This is a genomic window from Vibrio sp. VGrn 2 (assembly GCF_009361695.1).
Taxonomy (GTDB): domain Bacteria; phylum Pseudomonadota; class Gammaproteobacteria; order Enterobacterales; family Vibrionaceae; genus Vibrio; species Vibrio diabolicus.
In genome coordinates this window covers 31,130-48,228 of record NZ_RBWD01000001.1, presented here as the reverse complement: position 1 = coordinate 48,228, position 17,099 = coordinate 31,130, and the positions used below count along the sequence as shown (strand labels likewise).

Below are 17,099 nucleotides of genomic sequence, written 5' to 3'. Positions count from 1 at the left end.
CATAGCGGAAAAATATCTTCAAAAGGCATTGTAATTATGGAATGGCAAACTCGTTTTTCAGCACTACCTCTCTCAACTCAAGACGCACTTCCAGAGTTATCTATCTCGCTGCTGGACAATTTCGGCATGATCACCATGGTCGGTGACGATAAAAAATCATACTTACAAGGTCAGGTTACCTGCGATGTCGTTTCTTTAGAACAAGACCAATCAACATTAGGCGCACATTGTGATGCGAAAGGTAAAGTGTGGAGTGTGTTCCGCCTTTTCCATCACCACGATGGCTACGGCATGATCCAACCAAAATCGGCGATTGACGTAGAACTTAGCGAAATAAAAAAATACGCCATTTTCTCTAAAGTAACGATTGAAGCTTCTGATGAAGTTATCTTAGGTGTTGCAGGCGTCAAAGCCGACGAGCTTATTTCTTCAATGAGCAAAACGACTGGCAGCGTTCGCCCTGTTGAAGGCGGCACCGCGGTACAAGTTTCACAAAGCCGCTGGCTACTGATATTAAGTGCGTCAGCTGCGCAACAAGTCGTTGAAAATACAGATGCTGCCCTTACGACAAATGAGCTTTGGAATCGTTTCGACATTGAAGCTGGTTTACCATTTGTCTCTGCATCCGCGCAGAATGCTCACATTCCACAAGCACTCAACGTGCAAGCTTTAGGAGGCATTAGCTTCACAAAGGGCTGCTACACAGGACAAGAAACGGTAGCACGAGCTAAGTATCGCGGTACAAATAAACGTGCGATGTACATCGTAAAAGGGGCAACTTCTGCTCCATTTAGTGACGAGCCAATTGAGCTCGAACGCAGCGTGGGTGAAAACTGGCGTTCAGTGGGTGCTTTATTAAACCACTACCAGTTCAGCGACAATCAAGCGATTGGCCTGATCGTACTGCCCAATAATCTCGATGAAGACACTCGTCTTCGTTTGGTTGCTCAACCAGAATGTGAATGGACAATCGAATCACTGCCTTACAGCCTTGATGATGAGTAATACAATCAATACTCCTTTGATGCAATTTCTCACAGACCAACACATTCCGTTTCGTCTGTTACCGCATCAAAGACCAGCAACCACTATTGAGGATGCCGCGCAACAACGCGGCATTCGCCCTTCTCAAATGGTAAAAGCGATCTTGCTACGAGACATGGGTAATCAATATGCTCTCGCCTGTGCGCCTGGTGATCGTAGTGTCGATCCCAAAAAAGTGCGCTCGTTACTGCAATGCCGCCGGGTGACTTGCGTTGATCAAGCCGACGTTGAGGCCATCACGGGTTACAAAATTGGTACTGTCACTCCACTATTACTCAAACGACACATGCCGATCGTGTTCGATCCTAGCTTACTAGAAGAACAGGAAGTCACGATCAGCAGTGGCGATCGTATGGCTGGACTGGCGCTTTCTATCCAAGATCTTATCCAATTGTGTCAGCCGACCGTAGCTGAGATCTGTCGTTAGTCGTCTAAAAATAATGTAATAGCACGTAGTTTTTCTATCACCACGTGATCTCGCTCATATCTATAAAAATAGACGAGAGAATTTTTAATCACATATAAAACATAAATAGTCACAAAGATAAAACTCGTATATGCTGAATTTGTTGGTTAAGTTTCAAACAAGCACTTAACCAACATAAAGTGAATCAGCTGACTGAATGACAGTATTCATGCCGTCAGCTGTCCACTTTTGTGTAATGCATCTGTGACTATTCGCCCGCTGAAGCGGGCTTTTTTTTGTGCGGAACTTTTTTCTCTTCCTCTTTCTCTAACCGTTAGGACGTAAAGTTTGTTCTGTTGGATACCACCTCAATAGAAACAATTAGCAAACAATCATTTTCGTTCTATTCTTAATTCTGTAACAAAACTATTGCTTAATGCGTCACGTAAAAAGGAGTGTATTGTTGTAAGGGTTCCTTGAACGGTGATTTTTTGGGGTAATCCTCACGCTATTTAAGAGATGACACTGTCAAATTGTCTAAGACAACACAAATCTCTGACGCAACACCCTACATCTGTATTTAATACTATGGCTGTCACAATAATTTTCGCGTCCAAAACGTAGAATACCTAGGCTAGGTTAGATAAAAGGAAAGTAAATATGAGACTGTTTAAGCGCTATACACCAAGTATGATTGCTAAACATATAAGTCGTCTTTTTAAAGGAAGAATTTATATTTACGGGGTCGGTAGATTCGAGTTTGATAACGGCAAGTTAATACTGCCGGAGAAAGCAGAGCAACGCCATTTCCGAGCGGTCAAAGAGATCAACCAAGAAATAATGAAACTCCGATGCGCATATGCTTAGCAAAACGTTGATAAAACAAAGGCTGGATTAACCAGCCTTTTGTGTATTTGAAGTTCGCTTTACACCTACTGACGTGCCAGATCAGGCAGATGACCTTTTAGACCAAGCGCACGCTTCATGATCTCATCTTTCGCTCCCGGCAATTGACCCGCTAAACTCAAACCAATGCCACGAACCAGCTTCTTAGCAGGATTCTCTCCAGAGAACAGGTCTCGGAACCCTTGCATTGCAGCGATCATCTTTGCTGCTTCCGCTTTGCGCCAACGCTCATAACCTCTTAGATTGCGTTTGCTGCCAATATCTTGGCCTTGCTTCCATAGCGCTAACACCTCTTGAGCGAGGCTGGCTGCATCTAATAGACCTAAATTTACCCCCTGGCCCGCTAGAGGATGAATGGTATGGGCCGCATCACCAACCAATGCGACTCGCTCCACAACAAAATCTCGCGCATAACGCATTTTCAGAGGAAACGCGGCACGCTCTCCCACGACTTCACATAGACCAAGTCGTGTATCAAATTCGCTCGTCAATGCTTTGTTGAAATCATGCTCACTCATTGCCAATAGCTGCTCTGCACGATTTGGCTCAGTGGACCAAACAATAGAGCACATATCTGGTTGCGACATTGGCAAAAACGCCAATGGCCCTTGAGGAGTAAAAATCTGTCGTGCAATGCTCTTGTGCGGAGCAGCGGTTTTAACATTCGCGACCAGAGCATGATGTCCATAATCCCAATGCGTTAACGGAATATCCATTTGATGACGAAGCCACGAGTTTGCCCCATCGGCTCCGACCACTAACTTAGCCGTCATGGCTTGACCATTGTCGAGCGTCAACCAACTTTCTTGTTCGCCCACCGCTAAGGTCTCGCAACGTGCAGGCATGAACATCGTGACGTTATCGAGCTTTTGGACTTGTTCGAGCAGTGCGAGTTGAATCACTCGATTCTCAACAATATGCCCTAAATCAGGTTGTGCCATGCTTTGTGCATTGAACTCAATACTAGCAAAGCTATCTTGCTCCCACACTTCCATACCGTAGTATGGTGAAGCTCGGCGTTGCTCTATCCCCTGCCAAGCGCCAAGCTTACGCAAGATCGTCTCACTAGAACGGCTCAACGCAGACACACGCACATCAGGTAACTCTTTCAACGACTCATCTGGCACCTTGCCTTCTATTACGGCGACACGCAGATCGCTGTCCTTGAACGCGGCAGCAAGTGCCAACCCAACCATCCCTCCGCCGATGATGGCGATATCTACACTTTGCATCATTGCTTTTTATTACCTAATTCAGTGCGGCCGTTCATCGTTTTACCAAACCAAGCGTATGGCGCAGTAGCGGCTGCTTAAAAATAGAAAGGTTATCCATCGCTGCTAAGGCCGTATTTCGCCCAATTCGCATCGCGGGTAAATCATTTGAAAAAATATGCACTAAGGCACTGGTTAGCCAGATCGTTTCGCTTCGATCTGCCTCTCTACGCTGACTAAAGCGCATCAAGCCTTGATAAAGACCAACATCATCGCTTTGCTGCACGATTTCTTCTGCTAGCGAGACAACGTCGCGAATACCAAGATTAAAACCTTGTCCAGCTATCGGATGCAGCGTTTGCGCGGCATTCCCAACAATCGCAAAACGATGAGAGATATTTTGCTTTCGATGGCGAAGAAGCAATGGGTAACTCGCACGTCGTCCCACTTTTTTCATCGCGCCCAAACGCCAGCCAAAATCTTGTTGTAAACGTTGGAGAAATGCTTGGTCAGATAACTCAAGAACTGCTTGGGCTTCCTCAGGGTGCAGACACCAAACTAAAGACATTCTATTGTCACTCATTGGCAATAAAGCAACAGGGCCATTTTCAGTAAAACGTTCAAAGGCTCTACCTTGATGAGGTTCTTGAGTCACAATATTGGCAATGACAGCCACTTGTTCAAAATCTTGCTCAGAAAGCTCTAAACCAATTTTCTGACAGCAGGTTGAAACAGCACCATCGGCTGCCACCAACAGTTTTGCTTCAAGCTTCCCACCGCTTTTCAACGTAATATGGGTACAGTCTTGCTCGCGCTCGATATCGGTAACAGAGTCAGGGCAAAACAGCGTAATGGATGCGCTGCTATCTAATAATTCTTGATATACACGACCAACATCGGCTAATTCGACAACATACCCTAGTGCTTCAACGCCAATCTCTTGCTTGGTAATTTCCGTCATCCCAGCATGAGAGCGGTCAGAAACGTGGATATGTTCAATGGGTGTGACAAACGGCTCTATCGAGGTCCAGAGCTGTAGTTGACGCAACAGATTGACAGTACCGTAAGACAATGCGATTGAGCGAGAGTCAAAACCAGGGTGCATATCTGACTGCGCTTTAAAAGGCTCAACGACGGCAATGCGGAGCTTTCCCTGAGACAAATGGTCAATTGCTAATGCCAACGTTGCCCCTGCCATGGCACCACCAGCAATGACTACATCATATTGCTTCATGCTAACCTCTGGACCATCTACGATTAATGAATAGTAGGCTTTTTATCGCTACTTTCAGGGCGAACACCAAACTCAGCATGAATCGTTAGTACGCAAGCTTTGATGTGTTCAATCACTTGTTCTAGCAATTGCGCTTGTTCACCGAGGTCATCATCTTCATCAATGCCTAATTTGGCAATCTCTTCTAAGTCAGCCAATGCTTCTTTAGCGTCATCTGACGCTTTATTTAGCGCAACACCTGCTAGACCTAAACCAGAAATAAAGTGGTTTACGAAATTGGACACGCTGTCAGCCAACGCGAATAAGCCTTCTTCTCCCGGCTCATCTGGCAATAATAAAGACAGCTCCATCGACGTGCCCGTGAGTTCATTGACAGTAACAGTGAATACGCTTTGAGCAAAAGCTAGCGCGGTAGAAGGCCAACCCATACCATCATTGGTGTAGTCAAACAGAATAGGCTGCCAAGTTTGATCATTAATCGCCAATCCACCACTTAACATGCCGACAAATAAGCCATGTAATTCCGCAGGTGTTACTGCTAGGCTTGCAGATTGCAGTTCAGCAGCAATAGATTGGTATTCAGGAAGGGTGATTTCACTCATAACTTGGCTCATTCTTGCATAATAATGTATTGGTATATCCTACCATCAAGGTTAGTGGTCTGAAACGGCTATCAAATTCAATTTTGAACAGCATTTGCTCAATTTGCCCAATTCCTGTGTGATCTCGTCATCATTTCTCTTTCTGTGATGGGAAATGCTTGAATCTTAATAGCGGTTTTCCTATAGTTTGCTCCTCGGTGGTTGTATGAAGCAACACCTTAGATAGCGCGAATATAGAGTTTATTCATCATGAGCAATCAAGCGATCGACGTTGAAATATTAGGCAAAGTTACACGAGTGAATTGTCCGACAGGACAAGAAGAGTCTCTTGTTGCAGCGGCAAAAGATCTGGATCGCCGATTGAAAGAAATGAGCGAACGTACTAAGGTAACCAATGAAATCCAACTGCTGACCTTCGCTGCATTGAATATTTGTTATGAGTTGCACACCAAGTCATACGAATCAAACGGTCAACAGCAAGAAATTACTGAGCGAATGGAAAAGCTCACTGCGTCTCTTGAGAACGCACTAAGCAAAGTTACGCAAGGACAGCAGTAAATACAAAATTTACCCTGGGGTGTGCGTCAGCAGGATTTAAGTCCCTGAGCCGATAAGCAATACCTAAGGGTTAGTATTTGGTAACTATTGAGCAAGCTCGGCATGCACCGAGAAGCCTACGGTTGTCATTGCTGATCCGCCTTGAACCAGCTGGTTCAAGGGCCACAATCCTCAACGGCACCCTGGGGTATTCTCTCTATGTCAGACCTCTCTCGACAAGACTTCCGCAAACTGATTCGTGAAAAGCGCAACGCATTGTGTAGCGACACGCAATTCCAAGCGGGGATCGACCTTGTCACTCAGTTCTCTCAACTTCCTGAAATCCAGCAAGCACAGCATATTGCTATTTATCTTTCTGCTGACGGTGAACTTGATACCAAGCCGCTCATTGAGTGGTTGTGGCAACAGGGAAAATCGGTTTATCTACCTGTCATCCATCCGTTTGCCAAAGGTCAGTTACTGTTTCTTCTGTACGTAAGTGATGATCAATTGGTCTACAACAAATACGGCATCTTAGAGCCCAAACTGGACATCCGCCATCTCAAGCCCGTTCGTCAACTTGATATCATTTGTACACCTTTGGTTGGATTCGACAGCATCGGCCACCGCTTAGGCATGGGCGGAGGGTATTATGACCGTACCCTGTCTCATTGGTTTATAACCGGAGAAGGTGCCAAGCCTGTTGGTATCGCTCACGACTGCCAACATGTAGAACGCTTACCAATCGAAAGCTGGGACATTCCATTACCTAAGATCGTGACCCCAAGCCGAATATGGCAATGGGAAAGTGGCAAGTAAGCCGCTATAATCACGCCCGCAAACGTTAACGAACATCTATTCAGGAGATTGGCATGACTCAAGATGAAATGAAAAAAGCGGCTGGTTGGGCAGCACTAAAATATGTTGAGAAAGGCAGCATTGTCGGTGTTGGTACTGGCTCTACCGTGAATCACTTCATCGATGCACTAGGCACTATCAAAGACGATATTAAAGGTGCAGTGTCTAGCTCTGTCGCTTCAACTGAGCGCCTTAAAGAGCTTGGTATTGAAGTATACGAGTGTAACGACGTAATGAAGCTGGATGTGTATGTTGATGGCGCAGACGAAATTAACCCAGCACGTGAAATGATCAAAGGCGGCGGCGCGGCTCTGACTCGTGAGAAAATTGTCGCAGCAATCTCTGATAAGTTTGTATGTATTGTTGACGGCACCAAAGCAGTTGACGTACTAGGTCAGTTCCCACTACCTGTAGAAGTGATCCCAATGGCACGCTCTTACGTTGCGCGCGAATTAGTAAAACTGGGTGGTGACCCGGCTTACCGTGAAGGCGTTGTGACTGACAACGGCAACGTAATTTTGGATGTACACAACATGCAGATTACTAACCCGAAAGAAATGGAAGACAAGATCAACGGTATCGCGGGTGTGGTGACTGTGGGTCTTTTTGCTCACCGTGGTGCTGACGTCGTAATCACAGGTACACCAGAAGGTGCAAAAATTGAAGAATAAATAACAGCTCAAATCGACCTATCTGGTTCACTTTTCTGTTATTTCATTACATACGGTGCTGCAAGGCACCGTTTTTTATTCCTTTCTCTAAGAAAATTATCTCTTATTCCGTAATTTTCTTACCCAAAGCAATTTTTTTTTGTTACTTTATTGAACAGAAGACGCACAAGGAAACGTTTGTCCTCCTACAAAACTATCAATTATCCCCTTTTTAATAGTTTTGCCCAATGTGCGCCACATTAGCCCACCTTTCCATTTTAAGGACGAGAAAAATGGCCAAAGTTTCACTGGAAAAAGAAAAGATTAAGATCCTCTTGTTAGAGGGACTCCACCCTTCTTCAGTTGAAGTTCTTCAAGCAGCTGGTTATACCAACATTGAGTACCATAAAGGTTCCCTTCCGGAAGAAGAATTGATTGAAGCGGTTAAAGACGTGCACTTCATCGGTATTCGCTCCCGTACGAACCTATCCGAAGAGGTAATCAATGCGGCGAATAAACTGGTTGCAATTGGCTGTTTTTGTATCGGTACTAACCAAGTAAACCTAGACGCAGCAGCAAAACGCGGCATTCCTGTGTTTAATGCACCGTTCTCTAACACACGCAGTGTGGCTGAGCTAGTGCTTGGTCAAATCCTACTACTTCTGCGTGGCATTCCTGAAAAGAATGCGCTTGCACATCGCGGTATTTGGAAGAAAAGTGCAGACAACTCTTACGAAGCACGTGGCAAACGTCTTGGCATTATCGGATACGGCCACATTGGTACGCAGCTAGGTATTATTGCCGAAAACTTAGGTATGCGCGTTTACTACTACGACATCGAGAACAAATTGTCCCTTGGTAATGCGACGCAAGTACATACCATGAGTGAACTACTAAACAAGTGTGACGTAATTTCTCTGCACGTTCCTGAAACGCCAGAAACAAAAAATATGATGGGTGAAGCTGAGTTTGCTCGCATGAAGCCAGGCTCAATCTTTATTAATGCAGCACGCGGCACTGTCGTGGATATTCCAGCGCTTTGCCATAGTTTAGAAGCAGGTCATATTGCGGGCGCTGCGATTGATGTATTCCCAACAGAACCGAAAACGAATGCCGACCCGTTCGAATCTCCTTTGCAGAAGTTCGATAATGTCATTCTCACTCCGCACGTTGGTGGTTCAACGCAAGAAGCACAAGAGAACATCGGTGTTGAGGTCGCAGGAAAACTGGCGAAGTACTCTGACAACGGCTCTACGCTTTCAAGCGTAAACTTCCCAGAGGTGTCACTGCCAGAGCACGGTGGTGAATGCTCTCGCTTGCTTCACATCCATAAAAACCGTCCTGGTATTCTTACTCAGATCAACACCATCTTCGCGGAAGACGGCATTAACATTGCCGCACAGTACCTACAAACAGCCGCTGAAATCGGCTACGTAGTGATCGATGTTGAAACCGAGCGCTCAGAAGAAGCACTAGCGAAACTGAAAAGTATTGAAGGCACAATCCGTGCTCGTATCCTTCACTAATCACTAATTTGTGAAGCAGAAATGACAAAGGCAGGGAATACCCTGCCTTTTCTTTTTGCACCCAGCCTTATTTCAGCTTGTAAATCACGTCAACTTGATCGCGAATAATCATGGTAGAATCTTGGTAGCTGTTTGCCCCTTCTTTACTGTCCATCGCCATCGAGCGCATTAGAACTGGCTGAACGTGCATCTGTCTGTAATTGATCTGCCAAACATCACCCAATTTTTTCTCAAAGCCAGTAGCCAGTGACGCTGCTTTTTCTCGCGCATCCTGGATAGCCGCCATGCGTGCCTTTTGCTGATACTCAGCCTGGTTGCTTACCTTAAGTTGAATATTATCAACCTGATTAATCCCTGCTTCTAACGCCATATCTAGGTACTGGTTTAGGTTTTTTAGATCCGTAACCGTCACATCAATGCTACGAGAAGCGCGATAACCAACGAGCTCTGCTTTACCAGATTTAGGGTAGTGGTATTGAGGCGCAAGGTATAAATTCGAGCTGGTAACATTGTCTTTTGATAAGCCAGCATCGGACAGATTTTTCAGAAATTGCTCAACGGTTTTGTCTACTGACTGCTTGGCCTGTTCAGCAGTCATTGTCGTGTCTACCACTTTTACAGAAAACGTCGCCATATCTGGTGTAGCAATAACTTCACCATAACCTGTCGTCGTTACGTGAGCAAATTCAGGCGAGTTCGCCAACACTGAAGCACTAGTAAGGCTGAGTGCAGAAGCCAGCAAAAATGAATACAGTCTCATTCAATAAATCCATCCATACAAAAATAAAGTACTTACTCTCAGCAGAAAGGCTCAAAATTCAGACAAAACTATCACTACTGAGAAAGTGTATGGTTTCATAATAGAAACTTCTGTCGATTATCCAAGCACTCAGAATGACTTCTAACACAACTTTGACTATGTAACATTGGCGTAATTTTTCAACGAAACACTCTGTCGGCAATGAACCCATCGATGCGACAATGAACTTATTGAGGTAAGTGTCGCTGAGCATACCCGACTATCGCGTGTGAGATTTCTTGTAGAACCCCCGTTTCCAGTTGCCAATGATGCCAATAAATCCGATGGGACATTAAAAAACCGGGAGTAACATCAACCAACGCGCCACGCTCTAGCTCGTCGGTAATTTGCAAACGAGGGATTAAGCAATAGGCTACACCAGCTAACGCCACTTTTAGAAACGCTTCAGAGCTGCTGATGTTATGGTGAATGACGCTATCAGGGCTGACATTGAAATGCTCGGTAAGAAAGGTTTTATGTAGGTCATCATATTGATCATACGAAACGGCCGGCGCCTTGGCCAACGTCTGGTTATTAACGCCTTGAGCAAAGTAACGCTGATAAAACTCCGGGCTCGCGACACAAACGTAATCAACACGTCCCAAGTAATCCGCTCTACAGCCAGGTATCGGCTGGGATTCTAAGCTGATCGCCCCCGTCACTTCGCCACTTTTTAGCTTTTCGATGGAACGAGATTCACCGTAGATAGTGAGTTTGAGTTCAACCTGACGCTGCTTCATGACATCTTGCAGTGCAGGCAGTAGCCAAGTAGCAAGGCTATCAGCATTGGTCGCCAAAGAGAGTTGTACAGGTCGAGTACTGGTATCATTCTTGAGTTCGGGCAGAATTTCATGCTCGAGTAAGCGCACTCGACGATAAAGGCCTAATAACTTTTTACCAATCGGCGTTGGCTTGGGTGGTTGACTACGAACCAAAACGGGTTGTGCGAGAAACTTTTCTAATTGTTTAATACGTTGAGAAATAGCTGATTGCGAGACAAATAAATGTTCGGCTGCACGCTCAAAGCTCCCCTGATAAACCACGGCATCTAGTGCCTCAATCCATTTATAGTCCAACCCTCTCATCCTACTCTTCCTCTCCTGATAAAACACCAACCCTTAAATTAGCCTAGCTAATATAATATTAAAATCATTAATTATACTTATTTAGATAAACTCTTTATCTTTCACTCTTCTGAGAATTTATTGGTTATTTTGAAGTGAGGTGAAGTGTGAGCTTGTGGGTTCTATTGCAAGGGTTTGGTTTAGGGGCATCAATGATCATTCCGATCGGCGCACAAAATGCGTATGTCTTAAATCAAGGCATAAAGCGCAATCATCACCTGACGACTGCCACTATTTGTAGCATCCTAGATATGATCTTCATTTCTCTAGGTATCTTTGGTGGTGGTGCGATTCTGTCTCAAAACGAAATCTTACTAACATCGGTGACGCTTGGTGGTATTGCCTTCCTGAGCTTTTATGGATTACTGTCACTTAAGAGTGCGTTTAAGTCAGACAGTGAGTCAGAATCAAAAGGTGAAGTCGTCGCTCGTGGTCGTCGAACGGTCATATTAGGCGCGTTAGCCGTCACAGTACTTAACCCACACTTGTACTTAGATACAGTCGTTATTCTGGGCTCTATTGGTGGGCAGTTTGAAGGCCATGACCGAATTGCTTTTGCACTAGGTACGATGATGGCTTCCTTTGTTTGGTTCTATACCTTGTCGATAGGAGCCGCAAAACTAGGCCCTACCCTATCAAAGCCAAGAGTGAAAAAAGGCATCGACATCGCGGTCGCAGTAATGATGTTCACGATAGCGTACATCTTAGCGAGTGAACTTATTGAAAAGTACTGGTAATCAACAGGACAACAAAGACATGGAGTCACTAAAGCGTATCTATGATATCAATAGAGAGCGACTCAACGCGCTCTCTATTCCTTTTCGGGAATGGCAGCATGAAGCCATCTTAGACTTTGACACGGATATAAGAATTGCGTCCGAGCTTGGATGGACAGGCACGCACACCAAAAGCCTCTTCTTAAAACTTAAAGGACAAGGCTACGCAATTTATCTAACAGAAAAAGACTCTCGCCTCGATGCCAAACAAATAAAAGCCGTCACAGGCAAACGCCCCTCAATTTGTGACGACGATGAAATGGTCGAAGTGTTAGGTTGTTTGCCTGGAGCGGTATGTCCGATTGGCTTACCTGAATATGTCACGCTCATTGTTGATACAACCCTGTATCAACACGAAGAGTTGCTCTATACGCCAGGATTGCCTGAATTCACCTTTGGCTTTGCCGGTAAACATCTAAAACGTCTATTGCTTGCCGGTAATCACATTCTTTATGAGATATAAAAAAGCGAGGCCAATTGGCCTCGCTTTCGAATATCTACCGCTTGTATTAAGCGTCGATTTTGTTCAGATGAACATCCATTTGTGGGAATGGAATTTCGATACCATTTTCATCCAATGCTTCTTTAATACCTTGCATTGCATCAAAGTATACGCCCCAGTAATCTGCAGTTTTCACCCATGGGCGAACCACAAAGTTTACTGAAGAGTCTGCCAGCGTAAGTACGCCGATTGTGATATCAGGATCTTTCAAGATACGCGGATCTTTTTCTAGCGTCTCGCGAATTACTTTCTTCGTTAGTTTAAGATCCGCTTTGTATGACACACCAATCACTAGGTCGACACGTCGCGTTGCATGACGAGAGTAGTTAGTAATTGCACCACCGATTACTGACGAGTTAGGCACAACAACCATCTTGTTGTCTGGTGTTTTTAGAACAGTTTGGAAGATTTGAATTGCTTCAACACTACCCGCTACACCGCCAATTTCTACGTAGTCGCCAGATTTGAATGGACGGAACGCAACAATGAGTACACCAGCTGCAAAGTTTGATAGTGAACCTTGTAGCGCAAGACCAACAGCAAGACCTGCCGCACCGATTACAGCCACGACTGAAGCGGTTTGAACGCCTAATCGACCAAGAGCTGCGATAAGTACGATTACAAATAGCAAGTAACGAACAAGACCGTGAATAAATTCAACGACAGCCTTATCCATGTTTTTCTTTTCTAGTACTTTAGAGACACTACCAGCGACTGCTTTAACGATAATATTACCGATAAACAGAATAAGCAGCGCAGAGATAATGTTCACACCGTACTGAACCAGTAGATCTGAGTTGTTTGTCAGCCAAGTTTCAGCCTGAGTTAGACCATCCGTTAAAGTGGTATCGATACCCACCGATTCACCTGCCATAATTCTTATCCTCAAAAATAAAGATATATAAATCCAATTGCCGTTAATTTATGAACCTTGTTTTTTAAAGGCTCTTTTCTAAAACAACATCCCTATTGCCCCACTGAACAGTGTCAGATTTTTGGCACAATATCCCAACTTTGACTTTTTTCAAAGTCAGAGTTTCGCAAAGATATGCAAAACAAGACTTTATCAGAGTTTTCTGATATTGGCTTGTTACAGGTTACGCAATGCACTCTTATTTCGCCACTCCTATGACTGATATTCCTATGTTTTTATTTAAAAACGTTAAAGGGGGAACATCCCACCAGAAAATACAACCTGACGCATAAATATATCAATAGGAAAACAGGGAAAGAAACATAGGGGCAAAATGATAGACATAAAAAAACCCGCTCAAAAAGCGGGTTTTTAAGTAACTTAATCAGTAACGATTATAGTACGTCAACTGCGTTTAGGTCAGCAAATGCTTGCTCTAGACGAGCTACCATTGAAGCTTGACCAGCACGTAGCCATACGCGTGGATCGTAGTACTTCTTGTTTGGTGCATCTTCACCAGTTGGGTTACCGATTTGACCTTGTAGGTAATCGTGGTTTTCAGCTTCAAACTTACGGATACCATCCCAAGTTGCCCACTGTGTATCAGTATCGATGTTCATTTTGATAACACCGTAACCGATAGACTCACGGATTTCTTCTAGAGAAGAACCTGAACCACCGTGGAATACGAAGTTTAGAGAGTTCGCTGGAAGACCGAATTTCTCAGAAACGTGCGCTTGAGAATCACGTAGGATAGTTGGAGTTAGAACAACGTTACCTGGCTTGTACACGCCGTGTACGTTACCGAAAGATGCTGCGATAGTGAAACGGTGGCTGATTGCGCTTAGTTTCTCGTATGCGTATGCAACGTCTTCTGGAGAAGTGTATAGCTCAGACGCATCCATATCAGAGTTGTCAACGCCGTCTTCTTCACCACCAGTACAACCTAGTTCGATTTCTAGAGTCATGTTCATTTTAGCCATGCGCTCTAGGTACTTAGCAGAAATTTCGATGTTCTCTTCTAGAGACTCTTCAGAAAGGTCGATCATGTGAGAAGAGAATAGTGGCTTACCAGTTTGCGCGAAGTACTCTTCACCAGCGTCTAGTAGACCGTCGATCCAAGGAAGTAGTTTCTTAGCAGCGTGGTCAGTGTGTAGGATTACTGGAACACCGTAAGCTTCAGCTACAGCGTGAACGTATTTCGCACCAGCAACAGCACCTAGGATTTGAGCTTCTTGACCTTCAAGTTTTAGACCTTTACCAGCAAAGAAAGCAGCGCCACCGTTAGAGAATTGAACGATAACTGGAGCTTTAACTTTTGCAGCTGCTTCAAGTACTGCGTTTACAGAGTCAGTACCCACACAGTTTACTGCTGGAAGTGCAAAGCTGTTTTCTTTTGCAACTTCAAATACTTTCTGAACGTCATCGCCAGAGATAACACCTGGTTTTACGAAGTCGAAGATCTTAGACATGGATGTAATCCTATTTATCTGTCGTTTTTAAACAAAACTTGTTAAGTTGAAAATCTTGCAAACGTTTGCTCACAACTGAGGCTATTCTAGCAGAGTTCCTCACACGTTGCAGCAAACAAGAAAGCGGGAGAATCACTCCCCCGCTTTGCTTTAATTACTTAGCGCGTGCTTCTAGCATTTCTACTGCTGGAAGAACTTTACCTTCTACGAACTCAAGGAAAGCGCCGCCACCTGTAGAGATGTAAGAAACGTCAGCTTTGATACCGAACTTGTCGATAGCTGCTAGCGTGTCACCACCACCTGCAACAGAGAAGCCTTCAGATGCTGCGATAGCTTCTGAGATACCTTTAGTACCTGCTTCGAAGTTCTTGAATTCGAATACGCCTACTGGACCGTTCCATAGGATAGTCTTCGCGTTCTTAAGGATTTCTGCTAGTTCAGCTGTTGAATCTGGGCCAAGGTCGAAGATCATGTCGTCGTCTTGTACTTCAGAAACGTGTTTAATTTCTGCTTCTGCGTTTTCGTCGAATGCTTTCGCACATGCAACATCAGTTGCTACTGGAATTGCACACTCATCCATTAGCTTCTTAGCCGTGTCTACTAGATCCGCTTCGTATAGAGACTTACCAACGTTGTGGCCAGCAGCTGCGATGAATGTGTTAGCAATACCACCACCAACAACTAGTTGGTCAGCGATTTTAGATAGAGACTCAAGTACAGTTAGCTTAGTAGAAACTTTTGAACCACCTACGATAGCAACCATTGGACGAGCTGGGTTGTCCATTGCTTTACCTAGCGCTTCAAGCTCGTTTGCTAGAAGAGGGCCAGCACAAGCGATAGGTGCGTGCATACCAACACCATGAGTTGACGCTTGAGCGCGGTGAGCCGTACCGAATGCATCCATTACGAATACGTCACATAGTGCTGCGTATTTCTTAGATAGCTCTTCGTCGTTTTTCTTTTCGCCTTTGTTAAAGCGAACGTTTTCTAGAACAACAAGTTCACCAGCGTTTAGCTCTAGGCCATCTAGGTAGTCTTTTGCTAGCTTCACTTCACAATCTAGTGCGTCGTTTAGGTAGTTAACAACTGGTTGTAGAGAGAACTCTTCAGCGTATTCACCTTCAGTTGGGCGACCTAGGTGAGACGTAACCATTACTTTAGCGCCTGCTTCTAGGCAGTGCTTAATAGTTGGAAGAGATGCGATGATACGTGCATCTGAAGTTACTTTACCGTCTTTTACTGGCACGTTTAGGTCGGCACGGATAAATACACGTTTACCTGCAAGATCCAGGTCAGTCATCTTGATTACAGACATGATGTGTCCTCTCAAATATTGATAATTAAAGTTTTTGAAAACTCGGCAACCCTGCCAAGCCTGTTAATTCTTCAAACTGGTTATAGATGATATGGAGATATCATGGGTTTATTTCAAGGCTTGAAATAAAAATTCTCCATCACTTCTTCGTCATTACTGCTCCACTTGAGAAGAAGCTTGCATTGCTAAGGCAGTATCCAGCATCCGGTTAGCAAAGCCCCATTCGTTGTCGCACCAAACGAGCATTTTTACGAGTTGCCCGTTACTCACTCTAGTCTGGCTTCCATCTACAATCGCACTATGGGGGTCGTGGTTAAAGTCGATGGAAACGAGTGGCGATTCAGTATAGTCAACAATGTTACGTAATGTACACTGAGATGCGTTAACAATGGTTTGATTTACGTCATTAACTTTCACATTTGTATTAATTGTGACACTTAAATCCATTGCGGTGACGTTAACGGTTGGGACACGAACAGAAATTGCTTCGAATTTGTTGGAAAATTTCGGGAAGATTCTTTCAATCCCCTTATGCAACTTGGTGTCAACCGGAATAATAGATTGGCTCGCAGCGCGGGTACGGCGTAGATCGTTATGGTACGCATCGATTACTTGCTGATCGTTCATGGAAGAGTGAATCGTGGTAATGGTACCGGACTCAATACCGAAGGCTTCGTCTAACACTTTAATGATTGGAACGATACAGTTGGTGGTGCAAGAGCCATTGGAGACAACACGGTGTTCGTCTTTCAGAGTTTCGTGGTTCACACCATAGATAATCGTATTATCTATGTCGTTTGCGCCCGGGTGTGAAAACAGCACTTTCTTCGCGCCAGCTTCTATATGCGCTTGCCCATCGGCTTGTGAACCAAACACGCCAGTGCAATCCAAGACAATATCGACTTCTAAATCACGCCAAGGAAGTAGTTCGAGTTCAGAGAGGTGAAGAATGCGAATAGAGTCATATTCGCCGCTATCATGATGAACATGCAAGTGTTCTTGGTCGTGGGAGATTTTTTTACCGAAGCGACCATGACTAGTGTCATATTGCAGTAGGTGCGCCATCGCTTCTGGCTGCGCTAATTCGTTAACCGCCACAACCTTGATCTGCTGATGTTTTCCGCTTTCATATACGGCTCGCAGAACATTACGACCTATACGTCCAAATCCATTGATCGCAACCTTTAGCATTTATCCTTCGCCCTACCAAAAATTTCGTGTCAC

Annotated in this window: 18 protein-coding genes and 1 other RNA gene; 10 read left to right on the top strand and 9 right to left on the bottom strand. The window is 44.6% G+C overall.

The window, feature by feature from the left end; all coding sequences use genetic code 11:
- The first annotated feature begins 36 nt into the window (after window positions 1-36).
- The 3 genes from ygfZ to D8S93_RS00300 all read left to right on the top strand — a co-directional run bounded on the left by ygfZ (window position 37) and on the right by D8S93_RS00300 (window position 2,317).
- The gene (gene ygfZ / locus D8S93_RS00310; protein WP_104974800.1) at window positions 37-1,005 is read left to right on the top strand and encodes a tRNA-modifying protein YgfZ; all 969 of its coding nucleotides are present in this window, start codon (window positions 37-39) and stop codon (window positions 1,003-1,005) included.
- Window positions 998-1,471: an aminoacyl-tRNA deacylase gene (locus tag D8S93_RS00305; RefSeq protein ID WP_152812050.1), complete on the top strand. Its 474-nt coding sequence runs from the start codon at window positions 998-1,000 to the stop codon at window positions 1,469-1,471. Before ygfZ ends, D8S93_RS00305 begins: the two co-directional genes overlap by 8 nt.
- A 639-nt stretch (window positions 1,472-2,110) precedes the next feature.
- A complete protein-coding gene (locus D8S93_RS00300; RefSeq protein ID WP_005380970.1) occupies window positions 2,111-2,317 on the top strand; it encodes a DUF1107 domain-containing protein in 207 nt (68 codons plus the stop codon).
- 65 nt (window positions 2,318-2,382) lie between these two features.
- Here the strand turns inward: D8S93_RS00300 and D8S93_RS00295 are convergent, their stop codons facing one another.
- The 3 genes from D8S93_RS00295 to D8S93_RS00285 are packed head-to-tail and all read right to left on the bottom strand — an operon-like array spanning window position 2,383 to window position 5,403.
- A complete protein-coding gene (locus tag D8S93_RS00295; protein ID WP_152811549.1) occupies window positions 2,383-3,591 on the bottom strand; it encodes an FAD-dependent 2-octaprenylphenol hydroxylase in 1,209 nt (402 codons plus the stop codon).
- Between the two features lie 31 nt (window positions 3,592-3,622).
- A complete protein-coding gene (gene ubiH / locus D8S93_RS00290; RefSeq protein ID WP_047008827.1) occupies window positions 3,623-4,801 on the bottom strand; it encodes a 2-octaprenyl-6-methoxyphenyl hydroxylase in 1,179 nt (392 codons plus the stop codon).
- A 23-nt stretch (window positions 4,802-4,824) separates the two neighbouring features.
- Window positions 4,825-5,403 carry a YecA family protein gene (locus D8S93_RS00285; protein WP_152811547.1) on the bottom strand — a complete coding sequence of 193 codons (579 nt, stop codon included), beginning with the start codon at window positions 5,401-5,403 and terminating at the stop codon, window positions 4,825-4,827.
- 249 nt (window positions 5,404-5,652) lie between these two features.
- On the opposite strand from D8S93_RS00285, the gene D8S93_RS00275 reads away from it, so the two are divergent.
- The 5 genes from D8S93_RS00275 (at window position 5,653) to serA (ending at window position 8,974) form a co-directional block, all read left to right on the top strand.
- On the top strand, window positions 5,653-5,961 hold the full coding sequence (locus D8S93_RS00275) for a cell division protein ZapA (protein ID WP_005393932.1): 309 nt from the start codon (window positions 5,653-5,655) through the stop codon (window positions 5,959-5,961).
- Between the two features lie 8 nt (window positions 5,962-5,969).
- Window positions 5,970-6,154, top strand: a non-coding RNA gene (ssrS, locus tag D8S93_RS00270) — 6S RNA.
- Between the two features lie 5 nt (window positions 6,155-6,159).
- Window positions 6,160-6,759, top strand: coding sequence for a 5-formyltetrahydrofolate cyclo-ligase (locus D8S93_RS00265; protein ID WP_047008829.1), 600 nt, complete (start codon window positions 6,160-6,162; stop codon window positions 6,757-6,759).
- 53 nt (window positions 6,760-6,812) lie between these two features.
- Entirely contained in the window at window positions 6,813-7,469 is a 657-nt protein-coding gene (gene rpiA / locus D8S93_RS00260; RefSeq protein ID WP_005380982.1) for a ribose-5-phosphate isomerase RpiA, read from the top strand.
- A gap of 272 nt (window positions 7,470-7,741) precedes the next feature.
- A complete protein-coding gene (gene serA / locus D8S93_RS00255; RefSeq protein ID WP_005393937.1) occupies window positions 7,742-8,974 on the top strand; it encodes a phosphoglycerate dehydrogenase in 1,233 nt (410 codons plus the stop codon).
- Window positions 8,975-9,041: 67 nt separating this feature from the next.
- Here serA and D8S93_RS00250 read toward each other — a convergent pair whose 3' ends face one another.
- Window positions 9,042-9,734 (bottom strand): oxidative stress defense protein, encoded by a 693-nt coding sequence (locus D8S93_RS00250; RefSeq protein ID WP_005393939.1) that lies wholly within the window; start codon window positions 9,732-9,734, stop codon window positions 9,042-9,044.
- 227 nt (window positions 9,735-9,961) lie between these two features.
- Window positions 9,962-10,858: a LysR family transcriptional regulator ArgP gene (locus tag D8S93_RS00245; RefSeq protein ID WP_046875104.1), complete on the bottom strand. Its 897-nt coding sequence runs from the start codon at window positions 10,856-10,858 to the stop codon at window positions 9,962-9,964.
- Between the two features lie 146 nt (window positions 10,859-11,004).
- On the opposite strand from D8S93_RS00245, the gene D8S93_RS00240 reads away from it, so the two are divergent.
- Entirely contained in the window at window positions 11,005-11,634 is a 630-nt protein-coding gene (locus D8S93_RS00240) for a LysE/ArgO family amino acid transporter (protein WP_012841398.1), read from the top strand.
- 19 nt (window positions 11,635-11,653) lie between these two features.
- The gene (locus D8S93_RS00235; RefSeq protein WP_074191803.1) at window positions 11,654-12,136 is read left to right on the top strand and encodes a YbaK/EbsC family protein; all 483 of its coding nucleotides are present in this window, start codon (window positions 11,654-11,656) and stop codon (window positions 12,134-12,136) included.
- 46 nt (window positions 12,137-12,182) lie between these two features.
- On the opposite strand, the gene mscS is transcribed toward D8S93_RS00235, so the two are convergent.
- The 4 genes from mscS to epd all read right to left on the bottom strand — a co-directional run bounded on the left by mscS (window position 12,183) and on the right by epd (window position 17,066).
- Window positions 12,183-13,049 (bottom strand): small-conductance mechanosensitive channel MscS, encoded by an 867-nt coding sequence (mscS, locus tag D8S93_RS00230; RefSeq protein WP_005393946.1) that lies wholly within the window; start codon window positions 13,047-13,049, stop codon window positions 12,183-12,185.
- A 434-nt stretch (window positions 13,050-13,483) separates the two neighbouring features.
- Complete coding sequence (gene fbaA, locus D8S93_RS00225; protein ID WP_005393947.1) at window positions 13,484-14,560, bottom strand: class II fructose-bisphosphate aldolase; 1,077 nt, start codon at window positions 14,558-14,560, stop codon at window positions 13,484-13,486.
- A 154-nt stretch (window positions 14,561-14,714) separates the two neighbouring features.
- Entirely contained in the window at window positions 14,715-15,875 is a 1,161-nt protein-coding gene (locus D8S93_RS00220) for a phosphoglycerate kinase (protein ID WP_005393948.1), read from the bottom strand.
- Between the two features lie 153 nt (window positions 15,876-16,028).
- Complete coding sequence (gene epd / locus D8S93_RS00215) at window positions 16,029-17,066, bottom strand: erythrose-4-phosphate dehydrogenase (protein ID WP_006743084.1); 1,038 nt, start codon at window positions 17,064-17,066, stop codon at window positions 16,029-16,031.
- Window positions 17,067-17,099 lie beyond the last annotated feature (33 nt).